Source organism: Providencia sp. PROV130 (assembly GCF_028482225.1).
Lineage (GTDB): Bacteria > Pseudomonadota > Gammaproteobacteria > Enterobacterales > Enterobacteriaceae > Providencia > Providencia rettgeri.
Genome location: NZ_JAMPQC010000022.1, coordinates 87,913 through 111,135 on the forward strand (window position 1 = coordinate 87,913; position 23,223 = coordinate 111,135).

The window sequence follows — 23,223 nt, forward strand, 5'->3', positions numbered from 1 at the left end:
TATTATTTATCAAATAGATACATTATCTTTTTAATAAATAAACCATTAGGGGAAGATGAAAATGTATTACGGCTTTGACATGGGCGGGACAAAAATTGAACTTGCCGTCTTTGACAACGAACTAAATCAGGTCTGGCAAAAACGTGTCCCCACACCTAAAGATGATTACCAAACGCTCTTAAATACGTTTCTCAAACTCACGCGCGAAGCTGATGAAAAATTTAACTGCCAAGGAAAAGTGGGTGTTGGTGTTCCGGGTATCGTAAACCATGCTGAAGGAACCGTTTTTACAACCAACGTCCCTACCGCACAATATAAACCTTTAATTTATGATCTTGCTAATATATTGCAGCGTCCAGTGAAAGTGGAAAATGATGCCAATTGCTTTGCATTATCAGAAGCTTGGGACCCAGATTTTAAACGCTATCCAACTGTACTTGGCTTAATTTTAGGGACTGGTGTAGGTGGTGGGTTCATTATAAATGGTAAGGTTTTATCCGGTAAAAATGGAATTGCAGGGGAAATAGGCCACATGAACCTCAGCGTTCGTGGAGCCAAATTGTTAGGAGAAAACGTCCCTGAAATAACTTGTGGATGTGGCCAAACTGCTTGCTTTGAGACTTACCTATCAGGCCCAGGCTTTGAGCGTATTTACTCCTCATTCACCAATGAAAAACGTTCAGCTATCGAAATTATCGAGCAATATAAACAAGGCGATATTCAAGCAAAAGAACATGTTAACCGCTATATGTCATTACTTGCGATGTTTATGGGGCAAATTGTCACTGTTTTTGACCCTGATTTAGTGGTGATTGGCGGAGGATTATCGCAGTTTGAAGAGATCTATAAACAACTACCAGAAGTGCTTCCACAATATCTCTATGGCATAGCGACATTACCTGCAATCGAAAAAGCACGTTATGGTGACTCTGGAGGCGCAAGAGGTGCCGCATTCCTCAACTTAATAGACTAATCTTACTTTTTTGCGCTTCATAACGGTTTTCATCCATGAAGCGCGAATTTATCACTTTAATCTTATTTTTTTCCCCATTTTGTACTTTAAACACGCTTATTATAGTTGAGAATGATTATCATCAACTTAGTTATTAATGGTAAAATCCTATCTCATTAATGTCTTACTGTTATCGATAACACTTTAGGAATAACTTCATCAAATAAGGCTGGATAAACAACCAGTACTATAAGAGACTTCAAAAAATTAAAAGTGCTTATAGACTAGTCTGATACTGCTATTAATTAAAAAAGATATTATTAAATTAAATTATTTTATGGTGATAAATTAAACAAACGTTCCTTTTTACGAAAGCTCAATAATCCATTAATAATAAAGAGAAAACCCTATGAGTTTGTTTTTCCATAACAGTTTGATGTTCCCGACAATTATCTTTAGTGGTTTGCTAATCATTGTTTTATTTTATTGGTTATGTGCCGCTTTTGGCTTATTGGATATCGACGTATTTAATCTTGATACCGAATTTGATGCTGGTATTGATGCAACGGGTTTTGCTGGCTGGTTAACCAAGCTTGGCTTAGCCGGAATCCCTGTCACCATTATTGTCACGTTATTTACTCTTTTTGGTTGGATAATCAGTTATTTCAGCGTACATGTCTTCATTCGCTTCATTGATACTGATTTATTACGCTATCTCGTTAGCTTCGCCGTTTTTGCGATCACCCTATTTATCTCTCTTCATTTAACCGCTTTGTGCTTAAAACCTGTGCGCAAAAAATTGGTGAGTCTCAATAAACCCAAAACAGTACAGCAGCTTATCGGCAAATACGCCACTGTACGTTCGGGAACAGTAAGTGAACAAAATGGTGAGGCGCTATTAGAAGATGGTGGAGCTGGGTTAATTTTACAAATACGAGCCCCGTCCTCCGAACAGTTAAAACGCGGTGATCATGTTGTCATCATTAGCTATGACGCAGCATCGCACAGTTATCAAGTTGTCAGTGAAAATGAATTTCACCACGGATAACTTCTTTTTTTTAAAATAAATATCTTGCTTGCATAATCGAAATGACGTCATCGTCAGAACCAATGGAGAATCAATATGGACTTGGCTGCACTAATGCCCTTTTTAACAATTATCGGGGGGATCATCCTAGTTATTTTAGGGTTCTTTGGGTTATTCAAAGCCTTCTATATCAAAGTTCCACAAGGTACTGCTTTGATTGTCAATGACATGTCATCACAGCCTAAAGTGCATTTTACAGGGGCATTAGTTTACCCTGTCATCTACAAAAAAGAATTCATGCGCATTTCATTGTTAACACTTGAAGTTGACCGTCGAGGTAAAGATGGCTTGATTTGCCACGATAACTTACGTGCTGATATCACGGTTGCTTTCTATTTGCGTGTAAACGAAACGACGGAAGATGTCCTAAAAGTTGCAAAAGCTATCGGTGTTGACCGAGCATCAGACCATCAAGCAGTCAGTGCTTTATTCAGCGCAAAGTTCTCTGAAGCCTTAAAAACAGTAGGTAAACAACTGGATTTAGCAACCTTATTTGAAAACCGACAAGATTTCCGTGATCGCATTGTTGATGTGATAGGAAAAGATCTTAACGGTTATGCACTTGAAGATGTGGCGATTGACTACCTAGAACAAACACCAAAATCAGCCTTAGACCCAAATAATATCTTTGACTCCGAAGGTATTCGTAAAATTACTGAAATTACAGCGATTCACAATATTGAAACCAACCAAAAAGAACGTGACCAAGAGCTGGCTATTCAAAAGAAAAATGTTGAAACCCGTGAGGCTAGCTTGGCTTTAGAACGCCAACAAGCCGATGCTGAAGCACGCCAAAAACGTGAAATAGATAATATTCGCGCACGCGAACAAGCTGAAACCTTACGTGTTCAAGAAGAAGAGCGCCTAAAATCAGAACAAGCTCGAATCCAAACTCAGCAAGAAATTGAAATTCGTGAAGAAAACCGCATGCGCGAAGTTGAAGTCGCCCAACAAAACCGTACTCGAGCTGTAGCCATCGAAGAAGAACGAGTGAGCCGCGCACGTGAGCTCGAAATTGTTGCCCGTGAAAGAGAAGTTGAATTACAGCGTATAGAAAAAGAAAAAGCCCTCGAAGAAGAACGCAAAAATATCTCCAATGTTATACGTGAACGTGTAGCCGTCGAAAAAACCGTGGCACAAGAAGAAGAACGAATCAAAGAAGTTCGTGAAATATCTGAAGCTGAACGCATGCGCCAAGTCACCGTGATTAACGCACAAGCAGAAGCCGAAGAATCATTAGTTCGCCAAGTGAAAAAAGCCGAAGCGGATGAGGCCAGTGCTAAGCACCGTGCAGAAGAAATAAGCACCATGGCACAAGCAGAGTTAGAAGCATCGGCAAAACAAGCTGAAGCCAAAAAACGCTTAGCTGAAGGAGTTGAAGCCGAACACGCGGCATTAGGTTTAGCAGAAGCTCGAGTTCGCCAAGCTACCGCAGAGGCAGAAGAAAAAGAAGGGCTTGTTCTTGCCAATATTACGGCTGAGAAACTGTTAGCAGAAGCTCGTGGGCTGAAAGAAAAAGGCTTAACAGAAGCTCAAGTAATGGAAGCTAAAGCCAAAGCAGAACAACAACAAGGGTTTGCTGAAGCAAAAATCCTTGAAGAAAAATTAGCAGCCCAAGCTCGCGGTGAAGAACAACAAGCCAATGCCAAAGAAAAACTAGGCTTGGCTGATGCGAAAGTACTGGAAGAAAAACTGGCAGCACAAGCTCGAGGGGAAGGCCAATTAGGTTCAGCACAAGCAGAGGTTATCCGCCAACGCCTGAAAGCTGAAGCTGATGGTTTAACTGACAAATTTAAATCAATGGATCACCTCAGTGATACCGCTCGTTCTCACGAAGAGTTCCGTATGCGCCTTGAGAAAGAGTTCGAGCAAGCTATGGCATCTATTGATGCTAATAAAGAGATTGCCCGAGAGCAAGCTGATGTATTGGCTGCAGCACTTAGCAAAACTAACATTGAAATTGTGGGCGGTGATGGTAGCTTCTTCAATACTTTCTCTAAGGCACTAAGCCTCGGCAAAGCCGTTGATGGTTTTATGGATAAAAGCAGTTTTGCAAAAGAAAATGTAGAAAAACTCATTAATCGTAGCAAAGAAGACAAAAAAGTTGATATTGCCGCATTATTGAAAAATCCTGAAGTTCAAGATCTTATAAACGGTTTTATGGCAGCTAAAGGGGCTAATCAGCCAGCAAAAACTGTCATATCAAAACCGATTCCACCAACGGATGGCCAACTGTAAACCTTTAGCACATTAGGGTAGTGAACCTACCCCTTATTGTTTTTCATTTTTATTGTCTTAGTTAAGGGAATTCGCTGCGCAATGTCAGATATTCAGGATACGGATCGCGAACAAGAAATACTCGATAGTGCCGTTGCAGAAGGTGGTGCTTATGAAATATTACGCAAACGCCTGACCGACCAAGGGCAACAACTTCATCAAAAAGCTGCACAACTCAATGAAATGCGGTTAGATGAATTCGGCCAAAGCCAAATGGATATAATTGGCCGCATTCGCATTCGTACTGAAAATAATTGCCAAGCAAGGGATATTGTCCGTGTAGGCAAATGGCTTTTGTTTGGCTATAACGTCTTCCTCGGCCTGAAAAAAGAAACACACCTCGAAGATGTGTTTTCACTATATCGGTTAATTGAAAACGACGATGAATTTGATGTTGAAGCTGTCCCTTATGAAGATACTTTCTTAAGCGATAATCGCTTTGTTCAAGACTTCACTGAACTCTATACCTATTATAAGAACACACAGTTACTGCAACTTGTTGAACGGGAAGGCAAACTTCTTGCTAGTTTTCAAATTGGCGATCGCATCACGGATGTGCGAGTTTTTCGTTGGTCAATCTCCAGTGACAAGCGCAAAATTGAGTATATTGATAACCGGGGTGAACGCGATATTGCCCTCCCACCAGCCTATGACTTTGAATGGCAAAAAACCACACGAGAAGACACAGTTAATGGTCGATACCCTCACATCAATATTCTTGACACTGTATTCATTGAAACTATCGGCGGTGATCTAACCATAAAGTGTGAAAATAATACTGAAGATGGTTTAGGGATTTACCGAGAAGCAGTTCTTGATAAAAACCAATCACTAGACGACGCGCAAATTGAATATGCACAAACCGGCAGCTTAATTATCCTAAAAGTATTACCTTATCGGGAAGAAACTTGGCGTTACTTAGTTTACAACACGCTATCTCAATCAGTACAACGCATTGATGCCATCGGGCAAGCTTGTATCCAATTACCAGAAGACCACGGTATTATTTTTCCTGGTGGTTACTACTTACAAAATGGTGACTATAAAACATTTGAACAACCTATGGATGGAATGCGTTTTCGCCGTTTGCGTCGTTCTCCGAATGGAGAGGATGTTCTATATGTTTTCTATTCGCCAAATCAAGGGCGCATAGCCCTATTCAATTATAATTTAATTGAACGAACACTATCAATTCCACTCATTGGCCATGGCTACGCCATGCTTGAAGATGGAAAAATGGTGCTATTTGAAGGTGAAGGCGCAGAAGCGACTCGCGTTCACCCCATGCAAGTTTGGCAAACCCCATTTTACTCAGAAGAATTTGCCGACCAACAACCGACTCGTAGTGGTTTTTTAGGGCGTATAGGCAATGCAGATTTAGTTCGTGGTATTTCTGAAATATTGCATGTTTCCAAAGAAATAGAAGGTAGCCAAATTTCTATTGCTCGCTATGAACAACTCAGCCAGCAAGCAAAAAATTTACTGGATCTTTATTACTGGTTCAGTGATGAGCAATGCCTTGGTATTGGCAAATTGCTCAAAGAAATCACCCAAACCAGTGAACTCGTTCTTGATGAATACGAAAAAGTCGAAAGCATACGGCAGCAATCTGCCAAATCAATGAATGAAGCCATTAGCCGCCAAAAATCACTGATTTCACTTACGTTGCCTGAAAGCTGGGCCGATATTCAACAATTTGTTGATGGCTTAAATGCCCTAAGTGCTCAACGCGGGCACTTGATTTCACTACGTGAATTTCGCTATATGGATTTAAAAAAGCTTAGCGAAATGGAAGCTGAAATAGAGAAAAATCAACAATATGTCTCACAAGAAACCGCTGTTTTCCTTGCTAGTGATAAAGCTTTACACCCCTTTAAAACACAGTTAACTGTTTTCGAAGAACAAATAGAAAAAGCCCAAAACAGTGCCCAGCTAGACATTCCCATGAAAGATATGGAAAAAATGTCTGCTGACTTAGATATGCTTTCAAACCTAATGGCTTCACTGAGTTTCAATGATGTCACACAACAAACTCATATTATTGATGCTATTTCGCAAATCTATGCTCAGCTGAACCAATCCCGAGCCCGCTTACAACAAAAACGAAAATCACAAAGCAGTGTGGAAACTGTCGCACAATTTGGTGCTCAATTCCGGCTATTCAGCCAAGGCATTACCAATGCACTCTCTCTTGCTACTGACCCTGAACGTTGTGATGATCAGCTATCAAGATTACTCGTTCAGTTAGAAGAGCTCGAAAGCCAATTTAGCAGTCATGATGAATTTCTTGATGATATCTTGGCTAAGCGGGAAGAATTACTCGAAACCTTTGAATCTCATAAACAAGTTCTTATTGATGACCGCCAACGACGTGCACAAAATTTAGTCATTGCTGCCGATCGTCTACTAGACAGCCTGCAACGACGAACAACTCGTTTACAGTCTCAAGATGAACTCAATGCCTTCTTTGCTTCCGACCCTCTCGCAATTAAAACGCGTGAACTGATTGAAAAATTAAGGGAAATTAACGATAACGTTAAAGCTGATGATATTGACGCACGCCTAAAATCCTCTCGAGACCAAGCCATTCGAGTTTTACGCGATAAAACAGATATTTTTGAAGATGGTGGGAATGTCATTAAACTCGGGCGCCACCGATTCAGTGTCAATACCCAAGAGCTAGACCTCACCATTTTACCGAAAAATGAACAACTATGGGTTTATCTCACAGGAACTGATTTCCAAGAACCAATAGAAAATGAACAACTATCACAGCTCAAACCTTATTGGAGCGCTTCATTAGAATCTGAATCTGATACGGTTTATCGTGCCGAATACCTTGCTTATTCAATTATCTATGCCGCAACAAAACGCCAAGAAGGGCTAGATTTTGGCATACTAAAAAATGCGTTAACATCAACGGAAAAACTTGAAAAGATTGTCCGTGATTTTGCAAGTCCACGCTATAAAGAAGGTTATGAAAAAGGTATTCATGACCACGATGCTGTTGCTTTACTCAAAAAACTACTGCCAATCGGTGAAAGTGCTGATCTATTACGATATAGCCCAACTGCCCGCGCTATTGCAGCTATTTATTGGCAACAAGTTCAAAATGACGATTTTCCTGCACTATGGCCTGAACGTGCAAGAACAGCCATGAATATTCATCAATTATTCCATAATGACAATGCATTACTTGACCTACAAGCTGAAATCGAAGCTGGAATTAGCTTGTTTTTACAAGATAATCCCATTCAATGCCAAGCCTATGAGCAAACTCAGGCTGCTGAATACCTTAGTTTTATACTAGCAAGAACCCCGATAGAACTCGTCTATAGCAAATACGCGAGGGAGTTAGTTTTAGCACTCCAAAGTCGCTTAGAAGAAGCTCATATGTGGGTTGATTTTAATCGCTCACAACAGAATTTAGGGACTCGTTACGCCCAGCGCTGGTCATTAGTTCAAAACTGGTTACAAGGACTGTGCTCAACCCCTGAATTTGCTCATCTAGTTCCATACATACCGGGTGCTATTGCCATTATTATCTTAGATAAAGTAGCTTCAGCACGCTTTAGTGAAGCTGATCTTTACTTTAAAGTTAACGGGTTACTCGGCGAACACCCGACCATTGAAAACCAAACTCTATCATTGAGCTTAGATAACTACTTCAGTCGGATGCGTGGACAACGGAAACGTTTTATTCCTGAATTTCGTCAATATCAATCCCTGCGCCAACAGATTGTTACTGAAGAACGTAGCCGTTTAAAACTGCATGAATATAAAGCAAAACCATTAAGCTCTTTTGTGCGTAACAAGCTAATAAACGACGTCTATTTGCCTATCATTGGCGATAACATGGCGAAGCAAATTGGCGCTTTAGGGGAAGGTAAACGCACAGATCTCATGGGGCTGCTATTAATGATTTCGCCGCCCGGATACGGTAAAACCACCTTAATGGAATATGCCGCTGACCGTTTAGGGCTCATTTTTATGAAGATCAATGGTCCTGCACTTGGCCATGATGTACTCTCTCTTGACCCTGAACAAGCACCTAATGCAACAGCAAGACAAGAATTAGAAAAACTCAATCTCGCCTTAGAAATGGGTAATAATGTCATGTTATACATCGATGATATTCAACACACCCATCCTGAGTTTTTGCAAAAATTTATATCCTTATGTGATGGGACAAGGCGCATTGAAGGCGTTTGGAAAGGTAAAACCAAAACATATGACATGCGGGGTAAAAAATTCTGCGTCGTGATGGCGGGTAACCCCTATACCGAGTCAGGGGAAGTTTTCCGAATTCCTGACATGCTTGCAAACCGTGCCGATATTTATAACCTTGGTGAAGTATTAGGGGGTATGGATGAAGCATTTGCTCTTAGCTATATCGAAAACAGCCTGACATCAAACCCAGTATTAGCCCCTCTCGCATTACGAGACCTGAACGACCTGTACTTATTTGTCGATAAATCAATGAGGAAATCAGTCTCTACCAACACCTTAAGTTACCCATACTCTGATGCGGAAATTAATGAAATTACTTCAGTAATCAGTAAATTAATCAAATTACGGAATGTTGTATTGAAAGTAAACCAACACTATATCGCCAGCGCAGCGCAATCCGATAAATACCGAACAGAACCCGCATTTCGCTTGCAAGGTAGCTACCGTAATATGAATAAACTCAGCGAAAAAGTCTCTTCTGTTATGAATGATGATGAACTTGAAAGAGTACTAGATGACCACTACCTAGGTGAAGCACAGCTGCTCACAACGGGCGCAGAAGAAAACTTACTCAAACTGGCTGAGTTACGAGGAACACTTACCGAAAAAGATGCAGCACGTTGGCAGCAAATTAAGAAAGACTTTATGCGTAATAAGGCTCTTGGTGGAGATAATGCAGATATTGGTGATCGCGTTGTTGGCCAGCTAGCGTCGCTTGTTGAAAGCGTACAAGCGCTGGGTAACCACTAGTGAACTATTTACAAGGGTATCCTCGCATTAAGCTATTAGCCTGCATTGTTGCAATTTTTATTGTCGTGCAGCTTATTAATAGCTTAATGGTAGGAGGATTAACTTCATTCGGAATTATACCTCGCACTACGGCTGGGCTCATCGGTATATTCTTCTCCCCATTTATCCATAGTAATTGGGGGCACTTATTCAGTAATTTACCCCCATTTATTATACTAAGTGCTCTATTATTACACCGTACTATTAAGGCCTATTTGCTTGCATCACTATTTATTATCGTTATTGGGGGTTTTGCTGTTTGGTTGTTAGGTCGTAATGCTATTCATATAGGTGCCAGTGGTTGGGTTTTTGGGTTATGGGGCTTACTCATCGCCCAAGGTTTTTTCCGTCGAAACTGGGTTGATATAGCTATCGCTCTATTGGTACTCTTTTATTTTGGCACAATGGCCAGCGGCTTGTTACCTACTCACTTATACATCTCAACAGAGTCTCATATAGCTGGGGCTATTGCTGGAGTTATCTATGCATGGCTAAGTCATCATTACCATCAAAAAAACAGCAATCACTCACCTTAAAATAGTACCCAAGACCATTATGACTCATTTTTTGTAATTTATTTAAATTTATGTATCCTTTTCTGTGATCGTGATTAATATATTAACAATTAACCATAAATTAACTATTCATTAACAATGCAACAATGCTAGTCTCAAAAAATAATAACAACATGAGACTCAATAAATGAAAAAACACCTCATCTCTACCGCTATTGTTTTAAGTTCACTATCACTCTCATCATTTTCTCAGTCAATTCAAATTAAAATTGAACGAGATAACTATGGTGTTCCTCACATCTATGCAAATGATACTTATAGCCTTTTCTATGGGTATGGCTATGCTGTGGCACAAGACCGATTATTCCAAATGGAAATGGCTAAACGCAGTACTCAAGGAACAGTTTCCGAAGTGTTAGGTAAAGATTACATTTCTTTTGATAAAGAAATCAGAAATAACTATTGGCCTGATTCCATCCACCAACAAATCACGCAATTGCCCCCTCAAGAACAAGATATTTTGCAGGGTTATGCGGATGGCATGAATGCATGGATTAAACAAATCAATGCTAAACCGGATGACTTAATACCTAAACAGTTCATTGATTATGATTTTTTACCATCCCAATGGACGAGTTTTGATGTTGCGATGATAATGGTCGGTACAATGGCAAACCGCTTTTCCGATATGAATAGTGAAATTGATAATCTAGCATTACTCACTGCACTTAAAGATAAGTATGGTGAACAAATGGGAATGGCGTTTTTTAACCAAATTAATTGGCTTAATAACCCCAATGCACCGACAACAATCTCATCAGAAGAATTCACCTATTCAAATTCACAAAAAACAAAAAATATAGCGCAATTGAATCAAATTAGTGGTTACCGACTTACTGCTCCCATGTTTGAACGCACGGCAAAAGATGCAACAGGAAAATTAATAGCGCTTTCTTCCAAGGAAAATAATGCGTTAATCGCTAAACAATATGAACAAAGCGGTGCTAATGGCCTCGCAGGGTACCCAACTACCAGTAATGTTTGGCTTGTTGGAAAAACAAAAGCGTCTGGCGCAAAAGCCATTTTACTTAATGGTCCACAGTTTGGTTGGTTTAACCCTGCCTATACATACGGTATAGGGTTACATGGAGCCGGGTTTAATATTGTTGGAAATACACCGTTTGCTTATCCCGCTATTTTATTCGGTCATAATGGGCAAATTTCTTGGGGTTCTACAGCTGGTTTTGGTGACGGCGTTGATATTTTTGCAGAACAGATTTCACCTGAATATCCAAATAGCTACTTCCATCAAGGGCAGTGGAAACAAATGCTATCGCGCCAAGAGACATTAAATGTGAAAGGTGAAAAACCCATTACTTTTGAAGTATACCGCACTGTGCATGGTAATGTGGTCAAGCGTGATAATACCACTCACACCGCATACAGCAAAGCTCGCGCATGGGATGGCAAAGAGCTGACATCCTTAATGGCTTGGGTAAAACAAGGACAGGCGCAAAACTGGCAGCAATGGCTAGACCAAGCACAAAACCAAGCATTGACGATTAATTGGTATTATGCGGATAAAGACGGAAATATTGGTTATGCTCATACCGGGCACTACCCTGAACGCCAAGCTAACCATGACCCCCGTTTACCCGTATCAGGTACGGGAGAATGGGACTGGAAAGGGATGCAATCCTTTGCAAATAATCCTAAAGTTTATAATCCCAAATCCGGTTACATCGCCAACTGGAATAACTCTCCAGCTAAAAATTACCCCGCTAGCGACTTATTTGCCTTCTTATGGGGAAGTGCAGATAGAGTGACAGAAATCGATAACCGCATTGAAGCCTATGATAAGTTAACAGCTGATGATATGTGGACGATTTTACAGCAAACTAGCCGTGTCGACCTCAATCATCGCTTGTTTACCCCATTTTTAACTCAAGTAACACAAGGTTTGCCGTCAAATGACAATACCGTCAAATTAGTCTCCTTGCTCCAACAGTGGGATGGTATAAACCAGTTATCAGATGATGGAAAACACTATGTTCATCCAGGGTCTGCAATCCTCGATATTTGGTTAAAAGAAATGCTTAAAGCCACCCTAGGCCAAACGATCCCTGCACCGTTTGATAAATGGTATCTAGCAAGTGGTTATGAAACGACACAAGAAGGCCCTACTGGGTCGTTAAATATCAGTACAGGCGCAAAATTACTGTATGAATCTCTCTTAGAAGATAAATCGCCAATACCACAGCCTATCGATTTATTTTCAGGGCAATCACGAAATGATGTAATTAAAAAAGCACTGAATGCGACCTACCAAAAAATGAGAGTAAAATACGGTGATAACCCAGCTAATTGGCAAACACCCGCCACAGCATTAACCTTCCGTGAAAATAATTTCTTTGGCGTGCCACAAGCCTTACCTCAAGAAAATTTCCATCAAAATGAATACCATAATCGGGGAACTGAAAACGACCTAATTGTGTTTACCGAAAAAGGGGTGAGTGCATGGGACATTGTTGCGCCAGGGCAAAGTGGCTTTATTTCCCCACAAGGAAAACCTTCACCTCACTACCAAGACCAACTCTCGTTATATCAGCAATTTGGTAAGAAACCGTTATGGCTTGATAACGAAGAGCTAGCACCACATATAGAGTCAACTGAAACATTGATGATCGAGAGATAATACTATTACTAAACTAAATACCAAGGTGTCTTGGTATTTAGTTATTAACCTTTACACGATAGACACAACGCCCTGCGCCATTTAATAAGTACTGTTCACGCTCAATGCTAGCATCATCACCCACAATATCACTGAACAATGCCAATTCCGAACGACAAAAATTTTGGCAAGCGGTGGCTGCGGCACAAATTGGACAATGGTTTTCGATAAACAACCAACTGTCATCATCTTGTTCAACCTTCGCCATATACCCTTCTTCGCTACGCACTTCAGCCAACGCCTCAAGCCGCTCAGCTAACGGTAAATTTTTACAACGAGCAAAATATTTTTCTCGGCTTTCTGTTTCCCTTTGGATAATCAGTTTTTCTAGACCTTCATCACCAAAAATAGTCCGAACAGAATCAATCAATTGAAGAGCAAGTTGCGCGTGAGTATCCGGAAAACGTTGATGCCCTAGTTCTGTTAACACCCAATTTTGCCGAGGGCGCCCAGCCCCTGTTTGCGATAAGCACTGCGCACCCTCAACTAACCCCAACGAAGTCAGTTTTTGAATGTGTTGCCTTGCTGCTTCCCCTGTCATATTTAAATCATTTGCGATCACTGCGGTAGAAATAGGCCCTTTCGTTTTGATACAAAAAAGAACCTTATCCACGGCCTGTGTTAGATTTAAATTATCAAAGTAATTACTTGCATTAATCATTATGCGACTCTATTATCCAAGCTATTACTTGTATAATACCTCTTTTTTCACCATTCCGTCTAGCGGGTCTCTCTATGAGCAATGAAACATCAACCGTACCTCAAGCCAAGTGGGCTGATTTACTTAGTGGCGCCAATGCATTACTCACTATTGCCTTAACTGGCGGTGTTGCACTACATGCTATTAATATTTATATCGTAACAACCATATTGCCCAGTGTCGTTAACGATATTGGCGGTCTTGAGTATTACGCATGGAATACCACTTTATTTGTGGCAACATCCATTGTCGGTTCTGCCCTTTCTAGTAAAGTATTAGACAGTTTTGGGCCTAAATTTTCTTATTTATTTGCGCTTATTCTATTTTCTTTAGGGTCTATTTGGTGCGCAGCTTCCCCATCAATGTTGGTATTACTAGGCGGGAGGGCATTACAAGGACTTGGTGGCGGTATTTTATTTGCTCTTAGCTATGCATTAATTCGCATTGTTTTTACCGAAAACTTATGGTCTCGAGCCATGGGTGTTGTTTCAGGTATGTGGGGAATAGCAACACTCTGTGGCCCAGCAATTGGTGGTATTTTTGCTGAAAGTGGCCACTGGCGTTGGGCATTTTGGGCTTTATTGCCTGTCGCGGTTTTTCTAGCACTTATTGTCATCAATCAACTCCCTAAAAAACAAACTCAAGCACCAAAAACCAGTAAAATTCCATTCTTAGCGATTTCTCTGTTAGTGATATCCGTTCTTGCTATCTCAATTGGAAGTTTGTCTGATAGTTTATTCATGAACCTTATTGGTTTGTTAATTGGCCTAGCCATACTGCTGACAATTGCTTTACTCGATGGTAAAAATGACAAACGTTTATTACCAACAGGAGCCTATTCGCTCAAGAATCCCCTTGGCGTCATATTTTTAACCATGTGTTTGTTAGTTGGTGGCATGACAACCGAAATTTATGTCCCTTATTTCTTACAAACCATCCATCTGTTTTCTCCGCTCACAGCCGGTTATTTAACTGCAATAATGGCAGCGGGTTGGACCATTGGGGCACTCTTTAGCGCCAATAAAACAGGGGCTATTGTTATCCGAATTATTCGAACAGGCCCGGTCATCATATTTATTTCTTTAATTGTACTTGCTGTTCTAACGCATAATCAACAGCTTATCGAATCATGGCCATTATTCGTTATTTATCTCATCGCCATGGCTGGGGTTGGTCTAGGAATTGGCGTGTGTTGGCCTCATCTCGTACTACGTGTTTTTAAGAATGCGCCAGAGGGTGAGGAAAATCTCGCATCATCTTCAATTATTACCATTCAATTGTATGCAACCGCGCTATCTGCCGCCTTAGTGGGAGTCGTCGTCAATAATAGCGGGTTAATTAGCCCCGGAGGGATCGCGGGAGCACAGCAAGCTTCAATCTGGTTATTTGCTCTATTTGCAATTAGTCCATTACTCGCAACCGTATTAATCCGCAAAATAAGATAAAAAAGTATAAGGGAGCAAAAGCTCCCTTCAGACTGCTGACAAACATATTATGTTTAGCAGCAAGTCTAATTGGTTTTGAAAATAAACTAGTTTAGTTCGTTAATGCCTTTTTAGAGCGTAAAAAATAAGGCAGAACAATAATACTGATCAGCAAGACAAAAATAGTTGCCACCATCACCCCTAAGAAGGCATGATCAAAGGCAATATTGGCCTGATTTATCAACGCAGATGCATTATTTGCTGGTAGTGATTCAGAAACTAATAAGGCCTCATCAATACTATCATAAACTTTATCACTGACTGTTAAGCCTTCAGGTAATGAGAGTTTCAAGGTATAAATTGCACTCATTAACCCCCCCATAAAGGTTACACCTAAGACACTGCCAATTTCATAAGCAATTTCTTCAATTGATGCTGCCATGCCTGCTTTTTCATCAGGGGCATTTAACATCACCGTCGTTGATGCCGTCGTGAATATCGCACCAAGGCCAAACCCAATAAGAAAGAGGAATGAAAGTAACAAAATACCTGTCGAAGTTTGGTACACCATCGTTAAACCAACGACACCAATTAACGTACAAGTAAACCCGAAAACAGTGAGTTTGATCTCACCAAATTTATGAAGGTACATACCTGCCAATGGTGCAGCTATCACCGAAGCCAATGGAATTGGAATGATATATAAAGCCGCTTCAAATGGCGTATAACCCAAAACCAGCTGTAAACGTTGGCTTAGTAATAATTCAACACCAACGATAACCACGATAGATAACACAGCCATCATCAGCCCTGCATTAAATTTAGGATGCTTTAATAGCGTAAAATCAATCATTGGGGATATTGATTTAATTTGTCGATTTCTAAATACCACCAAAAAGAAAGCCCCAATAACGCCTGAAACCCATACAGCAGGCCAGTCTGTATAAGGTTTTCCGAGCTCCTTCAACGCATAAATAACGCCAATTAAGCCAATTAAAACTAAAATAGAACCGAAAATGTCGATTTTTTTGTCGCTGTTACCACCACATTTAGGGATCAAGTAACACGCAAACGGAATAACCAATAAGACGACTGGGACATTAATTAAAAAAACAGAGCCCCACCAAAAGTGGTTAAGTAAGATACCGCCGATCAAAGGGCCAATTGCCGCACCACCAGATGCAACCGCAGACCATATTCCAATAGCTAATGCCCTTTCTTTTGGGTCTAAAAAAACATGCCTGACAATAGCAAGGGTGGCAGGCATACTTACTGCTGCACCAACAGCTAAAAAGCCACGAGACAAAATCAAACTTGTTGCGGTTGGTGAAAAAGCAGCACACAACGAGGCTAAACCAAATAACGGTAGCCCCAATAAAAACATTTGCTTGTGACCGACTTTATCACTTAGCATCCCTGCAGCAGGTAATAACCCAGCGACCACCAATGGGTAAGCATTCATTATCCACAGTTTTTCAGATGACGTAGCGCCTAAATCATGGGTTAATTTAGGTAACGCGGTATACAGTACAGTGACATCAATAACGATAAGAAACAGTACACTTGAAACTAATAGAAGCACTATCCAGCGCTTATAATCGGTTAACATAAAATTCTCTCAATGAGTTTATTTGATCATGATTTTTGTGCTGATCGTGCTACAATATAAATCCATACGTACGTATTGAAAAGAGGTTTTTCTAAATGGGACGTCAACGAACAATCGATAGAGAAAAATTGCTTGATGCAGCTGAAGACATTGTTTTACAACAAGGTGCTACCGCTCTCACTATCGATGCAGTCGCCAAAGCGATGGGGGTCTCCAAAGGCGGTGTTCAGTACTGTTTTGGCAATAAAGATGCCTTAATTGATGCGATGTTTGAGCGTTGGGGCCAGTCTTATGATGAAATTTTTAATCAAGTCACACTGCAAGATAACTCTCCTGAAGGGCAAATTTTTGCTCATATGCAAGCTACCCACCAGCACGATAAAGTTGCAATGGCAAAAGGCGCTTCCTTAATGGCATCCTTATTACAAACCCCTGAATACCTGGAAAGTACGCGTACTTGGTATCGTGAACGGCTTGCGAGACTAGATACTTCAACAGAGAAAGGCAAACAAGCAAGAATTGTTTTTCTAGCAACTGAAGGCGCTTTTATGCTGCGCTATATGGGATTCATGGAAATTGATGATAATGAGTGGCAATCTATATTTGGTGATTTGGAAAATTTATTAAAACTGAACTAAAAATCTCTTTTTGATATCGAGGTAATCTTTCATTTTATATAGTTAATAAAAATGGAGGATTACGATGAAAAAAAACCCAATAATATCTGTTCCAAGTCACATTTATCACCCAGCACAGCCCCAAAAGGATCATGATTTTATTACTGAAAATATTCGCTCAGTTGGCAATAAAAATCCGCTTAAAAATTTCATAAAAAAACTCTTTAAAAGAAAAAAAACAGCGATTATCACCGACACAAAAAAAATGCATAATAATGCATTATCACAAGAAAAAAACCCTGTTGTTCCCCTATCGATCAAGCTCAACTCCCAAAATCACATTAAACCTAATTTACATACAACAGAAAATATTGATTTATTTATCAAGCTATTAAGTCGCGAAAATATTTATTTTGAAAATAAAGAATCTGTTCTCGATCCCCATAAAAAGAACAGGCTCATATTAAGTGATTATGTTGGTAGTGGTACTTATGGCACAGTGTATCGAGTGGGCAATTTTGCCATAAAAATCCCTAACAATAAGGAGCACCAGAACACGCATTTTGCTAATTTAGGCCGTAGTAGACGAATTTTGACAGAGGTGAACCAAGATAAGAACTTTGCCCGCGTAACAACACTAAAAAATGACACTCAAGTTTTAGTTTCAAAATTTATTGATGGCAAATCAGTGACGGGAAATAAAGCTTATCAATTTGTTAAATCCAAAGGAAGAATACTGCATGACTATAATGTTAATGGTAATGTAAGAAAAGATAAACAAGAAAAAATGTATTTAATTGATGCTGATTTTGCCTCATTACCCATTGAAAAAAGGCGCAATTCCCTTGGCAGCAACCAACTTTACACGCTGTTCCCTTCATACACGAGTAGATATTTAAAAATTCAAACAATACCAAAGAATTAAAATAATTTGGCGGTGAAAATTTAATACAGATAAACGAATTCATGACTGGAGATGATAATAATTATCAGTTAATATTTAGCATTCGTCTCCTCCATACAAAAAGGTTTGGCACTATGCAAAATAACCAGATCACATCACTCTTCCCCAACAGCGACGCTTTTTTTTACGTGGGAAAATGACCCCAGAAGCAGGTAAATGGGTCAGTGAACCATTATGGAAAGGGATAAAATTAGTTTTAATGATGAATGGTGAGCTTGAATGCCAGCCAGATAATAAAAAAACCGTCTCTCTTTCTGGCGCATCATTGTGCGTTATTGCCAGCCAACATGAGCAAGAGAGCCAACAGCGTTTTTTAGAACGTAAACACGCCTTTAGTGTGAGCATCGCGGCAAAGGCGCTCTATTTTTAGGTAATTTACTTCTCGACTTTTGTATTCTGCTCTATGTATATTTTCAGGTCGGGTCAAGGTTAGATACGGCTCCCAATATTTTCATTGTTAAATGAAATATCACAATGTAGTTGTCATTAAATTTCTTTTGCGTTTAATATCAAAACTAACAATGAATTTGGAATCATAAAAAAGTTAAAAAAAATTTTTAATTTAATTAAGAGAGTAAATAAATGGCGAATAATAACTTTACGAGTATTGTTTCCGTTCTTCACGTAAGTGATTTTGAAGAAGCCGTTGAATGGTACGCCAAATGGCTTGGGCGCAAGCCAGATCTTACACCTGATGAAGGAATCGCAGAATGGAAGCTAGTAGAAAATGCTCTAATTCAAGTTTCGCTTACTCCTGACCCAAACCTTGTAGGTAAATCATTTGTAGTTTGCTGTGTTCGCAATATCGAAGCACAAAGAGTAGTTTGCCAAAACGTTGGGGTTGCCGTTGGCGAAATACAGGATCTAGGATTCATAAAGATTGCGCAGCTCAGCGATCCAGCTGGAAATACTGTAATGTTTGTCCAAGAAACATAGAATATAATCATGCCGTTGATGTGAGCATCGCGGCAGAGCCGCTCTATTTCTAGGCAACTCCCTTCTCGTCTTTTATACTTTGCGTTATGTATATTCCCAGACCAGCAAAGCTGTTATTTCAATATGACGACAGATGGAATCACTTCATTAAAAATAACAACGTCGATGAATGATAACTCCTCAGCGTCGAAAAGGTGCTCACCTGTGCTATGGGCGTTCACCGTTATTGCTGTTCTTCTCCTGAATGCATACATTCCCGTTTCTTTTGTCAAGCCTGTAAATCTAAAGCCTATAGTGCATATGCTCTCAAAGGCACTGAACAATAGATAGCACAACAGCGGCATATTTTGCCGGACTGCGAATGGCCCCCCTCACTATACCTCACCTACCTTGGCTTTTCTTCAACAATAATTGACCATTGCTCCATCAGCTCTTTCGTTGTACAACCCGTGCTATGCTAAAACACGCACGACACCTTGGAATCGAAGTCGGTATCTTTTGTGCCCTACGCACCTATGGTCGTCAACTCAATCAACATCCGTTCTCAGAGTTAATCAATGAAAAAACTGTCAGAATTTAATAGAAATATAGCGCTCAAAACTCCCAATTAATGCGGCACTACATTGATTGAGATTCCTAACTATCAAACTAGCCTAAAAACCATTTCACAACGCAAGCCTATCGGCCAACTTCAAGCCGTAGAACAAGGGCGAGTCCATGGCTTATGGCATATTTTCTATGATTCACCCGAAAATATTATTGCCTTTCAATCTTTAGCTAAATGGTTACACCCTGAGATATTCAAAGATATCGACTCCGAAGCCACTCGCAAGGAAATGTACCAAAGATTTATGCCAATCCCTGCGACAGGGGTGTTTTCATTAACGTTGGAATAAAAATCATTTAATTTGAACGCGTAGAGGATCAGTCAATAGTGTCACTCGTCCCTCAACCTCTGCGCGTTTGAGCCACTCATCCAGTTGCTGGCTCAGTAATCCGGTTTGCTTAATTAATTCACTAATCGCTTTCGGTTCTTTCGCTACCCGTGCCAATTCATCTAAAAATAAACCATAAAAATCAACACATTCTATCTGTTTAAGTGTAACGGGTTCTTTTGCGGGTTGCTCTACTTCTAAAATATCTGACTGAGCAAATAAGTCAGCTTGCTCGTTCTGATTAAAGGCTAACACTGGCTGTACCAATAAGTGTGTAATATCAATGTGTTCGACCTCTTTTTCACACCATATCGCGCCTTTTTCAACCAGATATGAGTTGGCCGCTGTTTGATCATCTGTCGGTTTTACCCATAAAGGAACCCACTGATTTTTTAAATTTTCTTCAGCGCCATTCAGTGTCCCCCCTTTTTTTCCTGAATGGATCACTAACCCGCTATCAGATAAACAGTAGATATACTTATTTCGAGCCATCGCATTACCAACATGAAAACTCGCTTCGGGATAAAAGGGTGAAATTAACACCGTATTACCCGACATCAACCCTTTTCGCCATTTAGCACTAGTCGCTGCCTTTAAAAGGCTATCAGCCAAAACACCAATAACCGATCCCCCTTGCTTCGCAGCACCTAACATAGCCGATTGATCAACACCACGAGCACCACCAGAAACAAGAGGCACCCCACTTTTCGCCGCTAGCTCACCGATTCGAGTCGTAAAAAAAAGATCAGAATCAATTGCATTACGTGACCCTACCACCGCTAGCCCACCCGCATTGAGCAACTCTTTATTTCCACACCCAAATAACACAGGAGGACAGCCAGTTTGTAGCCGTTTTTTCAATCGCCAAGGATATTGAGTGTCCGCCCGAGTCACCACCCAAAGGCCAGCTCTATGCCACTTTTCAACGGCTAGAGCCAAACTATGACCCCGACTTAATAATTGCAAAATACGCTCATGACTAATTCGCTTATCATCCCAACCAATCAGTCGCGATTGAGGATCTGAGACTAACAAATCAGAGGGAGACAAAGAGTTTGCCTTTAACCATAGCGCAAACCGCCCCCACTCCGTGTTGGTTAACGGCTTTACATCACCTTGATTAGCTGATGAAAAATAACTGGTTAATAACAATGTGGCTTGAGCCGTTGGCGATAAGTTCATTACTCTCTCACTGAAGAAGAAGCTAGCACTACAGGGTAAACAATGCCACTCCCTGAGCGTTGTAATAATGCGGCAATGACAGCCAATGTCCATCCAGAATCAATCACATCATCAATAAGTAGAACCGGAGCATTGGGAATATCCCCGCAAATTTGAAACGCACCATCTAGATTACGACATTGATGAAAGCGATTTTGTTGGTTTTTCTGTGGTTGATTATCCCTGACTTTGCCAACAACATCAATAAACGGCAAACCTAAATAAGCAGCCACTCTCTTTGAAAAATCAACAACTAATGCTTGATGCCGAAGGGAGGGAACACAACAAACCCATTGAGGAAAAGGCTGAGGCTTCCAGCGTTGCGCTATCATCTCGGCCATCGCTTTGACCAAATCATCGCCAAAATAGCCAGCTCGCTTTTGTTGTGCAACAACCTCTCCCCACCCAGCATCTCCCCAGCAAGACAAAATACGGCCCTTTTGAGCTCTTAAATTTGAAGGCAAATTTCCTCTCAAATTATATTCAGGGAATGCATTAGCCGCGACTTGGATCTTAGGCTTAATCTCCATTTCAAGCTGTTGTAAAAATACACTGGCTTGATAAATCTTCGCTGATGATAACGATGGGTTAATAATCATTTTTCCAAGGCAATTATCACATTTACCGCAATCCGTTATATTTTTATCATCAAGCGCTTTGCGAAGAAAAGACATTCTACAATCAGTATCTGCCAAATATTTTTGTATTTCATCCCACTCTTGCATTCTCTGTTGAGTTAAGTGAGTTATACGGGCATGATCCATCACATAGTGAACTGGCGTTCTTTTCCAGAGACTACCAGACTTAATAATTGGAGCCGGGTTTTCAACATATAATAATTTCAAAACTTTTTCGATTTGCCCTTTACGTAGGTTAGTTTGTTCTTCTATTTCCCTAACAGATAAACCATCACTCTCTTCCAATAAACATAAAATATCAGTAACATTTTTTTCCGCTGGAAATGCCCCTTTCCTAAAGTAATCATGAATATAGCTATCTTCCTTACCCGATAATAAAATACCAACCGCCTGATCAATGCCTCGGCCTGCCCGCCCAACTTGTTGATAATAAGAAATAATAGAACTAGGCACTTGATAATGAATAACAAAACTTAAATCTGGTTTATCATACCCCATCCCTAATGCGGTCGTTGCGACCAACACTTTTAATTCATTATTTAACAATTGAGTTTCCAGATACTGGCGATATTCATTACTATCTTTAAAATTATCATCACTCACACTGCCATGATAAGCTTTGGCATTAATACCATTTTGGTTTAACCACTTCGCAACTTGCTCTGCATCCCTTACCGTTAAGGTATAAACAATCCCTGTACCTTCTAATATCGGGATAGCCTAAGCCAACCAAGCTAGACGAGAAGCCTTATCAGGAAGCAGCATACATTGTAACGCTAAGCTCTCCCTTGCTAATGACCCACGGTAAATATGAATATGACCTAGCTGCTGCTGAATATCTGTAATGACGCGATTATTGGCGGTTGCAGTTGTCCCAAGTACCGGAGTATTCATTGGTAATTGTTGTAATACCCTTACAATGCGACGGTAATCTGGGCGAAAATCATGCCCCCAATCAGAAATACAGTGAGCTTCATCGATAACCATCAGCGCTATTTTGTCAGCAATAGGCAATAAAACGCTATCAATAAAGTCATCATTAGCTAATCGTTCAGGCGAAATAAGTAAACAATCAATTTCATTATTATAAATACGCTGAGTAATGCTTTGCCAATCCGCAGAATTACTCGAATTCATTGTTTCTGCAATTATACCTAATCGTTCTGCTGACTCTATTTGGTTTCGCATTAAAGCAAGTAGCGGTGAAATAATAATTGTTGGCCCTAACCCTTTATTTCTAAATGCTTTAGCACTAATAAAATAAACGGAGCTTTTCCCCCACCCCGTACGCTGTACAACCAGTATTTTTTTATTCTGGTTTACTAGGCTATCAATAGCTTCCCATTGTCCATCTCTAAATTGAGCTGTAGGGGAATTTAAGGCCGTTCTTAAAAAAATTAAAGCTTGGTTATTATCCATAAAAAATCCTTTTTATTAATATTTCACAACATAAGATTCACTATAAATAAATTTAGTTCTAACTCAAAGGGTAACAGGTTTAATTTCACGACACCTGTTTTTATTTTTTATTTTAAAAGGATAATTAATTTAACAAGGGAAGGAAGGTGAGTGTAATAAAAAAATAATTTATATAA

General features: G+C 40.1%; 15 protein-coding genes and 2 pseudogenes. 13 read left to right on the forward strand and 4 right to left on the reverse strand.

Features of this window, described 5'->3' with window-relative positions:
- The first annotated feature begins 61 nt into the window (after positions 1–61).
- From nagK to PSF28_RS15525, 6 genes are all read left to right on the forward strand, one after another.
- Positions 62–973, forward strand: coding sequence for an N-acetylglucosamine kinase (gene nagK, locus PSF28_RS15500; RefSeq protein WP_210840535.1), 912 nt, complete (start codon positions 62–64; stop codon positions 971–973).
- A gap of 388 nt (positions 974–1,361) precedes the next feature.
- Positions 1,362–2,000 carry an OB-fold-containig protein gene (locus PSF28_RS15505; RefSeq protein ID WP_272685308.1) on the forward strand — a complete coding sequence of 213 codons (639 nt, stop codon included), beginning with the start codon at positions 1,362–1,364 and terminating at the stop codon, positions 1,998–2,000.
- 75 nt (positions 2,001–2,075) lie between these two features.
- Positions 2,076–4,277: a flotillin family protein gene (locus PSF28_RS15510; RefSeq protein WP_210835457.1), complete on the forward strand. Its 2,202-nt coding sequence runs from the start codon at positions 2,076–2,078 to the stop codon at positions 4,275–4,277.
- 81 nt (positions 4,278–4,358) lie between these two features.
- Positions 4,359–9,296: a DNA repair ATPase gene (locus tag PSF28_RS15515; RefSeq protein ID WP_272685309.1), complete on the forward strand. Its 4,938-nt coding sequence runs from the start codon at positions 4,359–4,361 to the stop codon at positions 9,294–9,296.
- On the forward strand, positions 9,296–9,871 hold the full coding sequence (locus tag PSF28_RS15520; RefSeq protein WP_210835461.1) for a rhomboid family intramembrane serine protease: 576 nt from the start codon (positions 9,296–9,298) through the stop codon (positions 9,869–9,871). The genes PSF28_RS15515 and PSF28_RS15520 overlap by 1 nt, the downstream gene beginning before the upstream one ends.
- Positions 9,872–10,037: 166 nt before the next feature.
- Positions 10,038–12,545 (forward strand): penicillin G acylase, encoded by a 2,508-nt coding sequence (locus PSF28_RS15525; protein WP_210835463.1) that lies wholly within the window; start codon positions 10,038–10,040, stop codon positions 12,543–12,545.
- Between the two features lie 37 nt (positions 12,546–12,582).
- Here the strand turns inward: PSF28_RS15525 and PSF28_RS15530 are convergent, their stop codons facing one another.
- Positions 12,583–13,245 (reverse strand): helix-turn-helix transcriptional regulator, encoded by a 663-nt coding sequence (locus PSF28_RS15530; RefSeq protein WP_210835465.1) that lies wholly within the window; start codon positions 13,243–13,245, stop codon positions 12,583–12,585.
- 74 nt (positions 13,246–13,319) lie between these two features.
- Between PSF28_RS15530 and PSF28_RS15535 the strand changes: the two genes are divergently transcribed.
- Complete coding sequence (locus tag PSF28_RS15535) at positions 13,320–14,729, forward strand: MFS transporter (RefSeq protein ID WP_210835466.1); 1,410 nt, start codon at positions 13,320–13,322, stop codon at positions 14,727–14,729.
- 91 nt (positions 14,730–14,820) lie between these two features.
- Here PSF28_RS15535 and PSF28_RS15540 read toward each other — a convergent pair whose 3' ends face one another.
- On the reverse strand, positions 14,821–16,317 hold the full coding sequence (locus PSF28_RS15540) for an MFS transporter (RefSeq protein WP_210835467.1): 1,497 nt from the start codon (positions 16,315–16,317) through the stop codon (positions 14,821–14,823).
- A 95-nt stretch (positions 16,318–16,412) separates the two neighbouring features.
- Here PSF28_RS15540 and PSF28_RS15545 point away from each other — a divergent pair, with 95 nt between their 5' ends.
- From PSF28_RS15545 to PSF28_RS15565, 6 genes and pseudogenes are all read left to right on the forward strand, one after another.
- Positions 16,413–16,955: a TetR/AcrR family transcriptional regulator gene (locus tag PSF28_RS15545; RefSeq protein ID WP_210835468.1), complete on the forward strand. Its 543-nt coding sequence runs from the start codon at positions 16,413–16,415 to the stop codon at positions 16,953–16,955.
- A 64-nt stretch (positions 16,956–17,019) separates the two neighbouring features.
- Positions 17,020–17,859: a hypothetical protein gene (locus PSF28_RS15550; RefSeq protein WP_272685310.1), complete on the forward strand. Its 840-nt coding sequence runs from the start codon at positions 17,020–17,022 to the stop codon at positions 17,857–17,859.
- A gap of 175 nt (positions 17,860–18,034) precedes the next feature.
- Entirely contained in the window at positions 18,035–18,268 is a 234-nt protein-coding gene (locus PSF28_RS15555; RefSeq protein WP_210835472.1) for a hypothetical protein, read from the forward strand.
- A gap of 212 nt (positions 18,269–18,480) precedes the next feature.
- A complete protein-coding gene (locus PSF28_RS15560; protein WP_210835473.1) occupies positions 18,481–18,834 on the forward strand; it encodes a VOC family protein in 354 nt (117 codons plus the stop codon).
- A gap of 86 nt (positions 18,835–18,920) precedes the next feature.
- Positions 18,921–19,387: pseudogene (locus PSF28_RS23660) on the forward strand (IS91 family transposase); the annotation flags it as partial.
- A gap of 70 nt (positions 19,388–19,457) precedes the next feature.
- Positions 19,458–19,730, forward strand: coding sequence for a hypothetical protein (locus PSF28_RS15565; protein WP_272685311.1), 273 nt, complete (start codon positions 19,458–19,460; stop codon positions 19,728–19,730).
- 3 nt (positions 19,731–19,733) lie between these two features.
- Here the strand turns inward: PSF28_RS15565 and PSF28_RS15570 are convergent, their stop codons facing one another.
- Both PSF28_RS15570 and PSF28_RS15575 read right to left on the reverse strand, forming a co-directional pair.
- Positions 19,734–20,951 (reverse strand): DNA-processing protein DprA, encoded by a 1,218-nt coding sequence (locus tag PSF28_RS15570; RefSeq protein ID WP_272685312.1) that lies wholly within the window; start codon positions 20,949–20,951, stop codon positions 19,734–19,736.
- Positions 20,951–23,047: pseudogene (locus tag PSF28_RS15575) on the reverse strand (RecQ family ATP-dependent DNA helicase). Before PSF28_RS15575 ends, PSF28_RS15570 begins: the two are co-directional and overlap by 1 nt.
- Positions 23,048–23,223: the final 176 nt, after the last annotated feature.

Coding starts and splice junctions, on each gene's coding strand:
- nagK (WP_210840535.1), top strand. CDS start 62: ATGTATTACGGCTTTGACATGGGCGGGACAAAAATTGAACTTGCCGTC.
- PSF28_RS15505 (WP_272685308.1), top strand. CDS start 1,362: ATGAGTTTGTTTTTCCATAACAGTTTGATGTTCCCGACAATTATCTTT.
- PSF28_RS15510 (WP_210835457.1), top strand. CDS start 2,076: ATGGACTTGGCTGCACTAATGCCCTTTTTAACAATTATCGGGGGGATC.
- PSF28_RS15515 (WP_272685309.1), top strand. CDS start 4,359: ATGTCAGATATTCAGGATACGGATCGCGAACAAGAAATACTCGATAGT.
- PSF28_RS15525 (WP_210835463.1), top strand. CDS start 10,038: ATGAAAAAACACCTCATCTCTACCGCTATTGTTTTAAGTTCACTATCA.
- PSF28_RS15530 (WP_210835465.1), bottom strand. CDS start 13,245: ATGATTAATGCAAGTAATTACTTTGATAATTTAAATCTAACACAGGCC.
- PSF28_RS15535 (WP_210835466.1), top strand. CDS start 13,320: ATGAGCAATGAAACATCAACCGTACCTCAAGCCAAGTGGGCTGATTTA.
- PSF28_RS15540 (WP_210835467.1), bottom strand. CDS start 16,317: ATGTTAACCGATTATAAGCGCTGGATAGTGCTTCTATTAGTTTCAAGT.
- PSF28_RS15545 (WP_210835468.1), top strand. CDS start 16,413: ATGGGACGTCAACGAACAATCGATAGAGAAAAATTGCTTGATGCAGCT.
- PSF28_RS15550 (WP_272685310.1), top strand. CDS start 17,020: ATGAAAAAAAACCCAATAATATCTGTTCCAAGTCACATTTATCACCCA.
- PSF28_RS15555 (WP_210835472.1), top strand. CDS start 18,035: ATGACCCCAGAAGCAGGTAAATGGGTCAGTGAACCATTATGGAAAGGG.
- PSF28_RS15560 (WP_210835473.1), top strand. CDS start 18,481: ATGGCGAATAATAACTTTACGAGTATTGTTTCCGTTCTTCACGTAAGT.
- PSF28_RS15570 (WP_272685312.1), bottom strand. CDS start 20,951: ATGAACTTATCGCCAACGGCTCAAGCCACATTGTTATTAACCAGTTAT.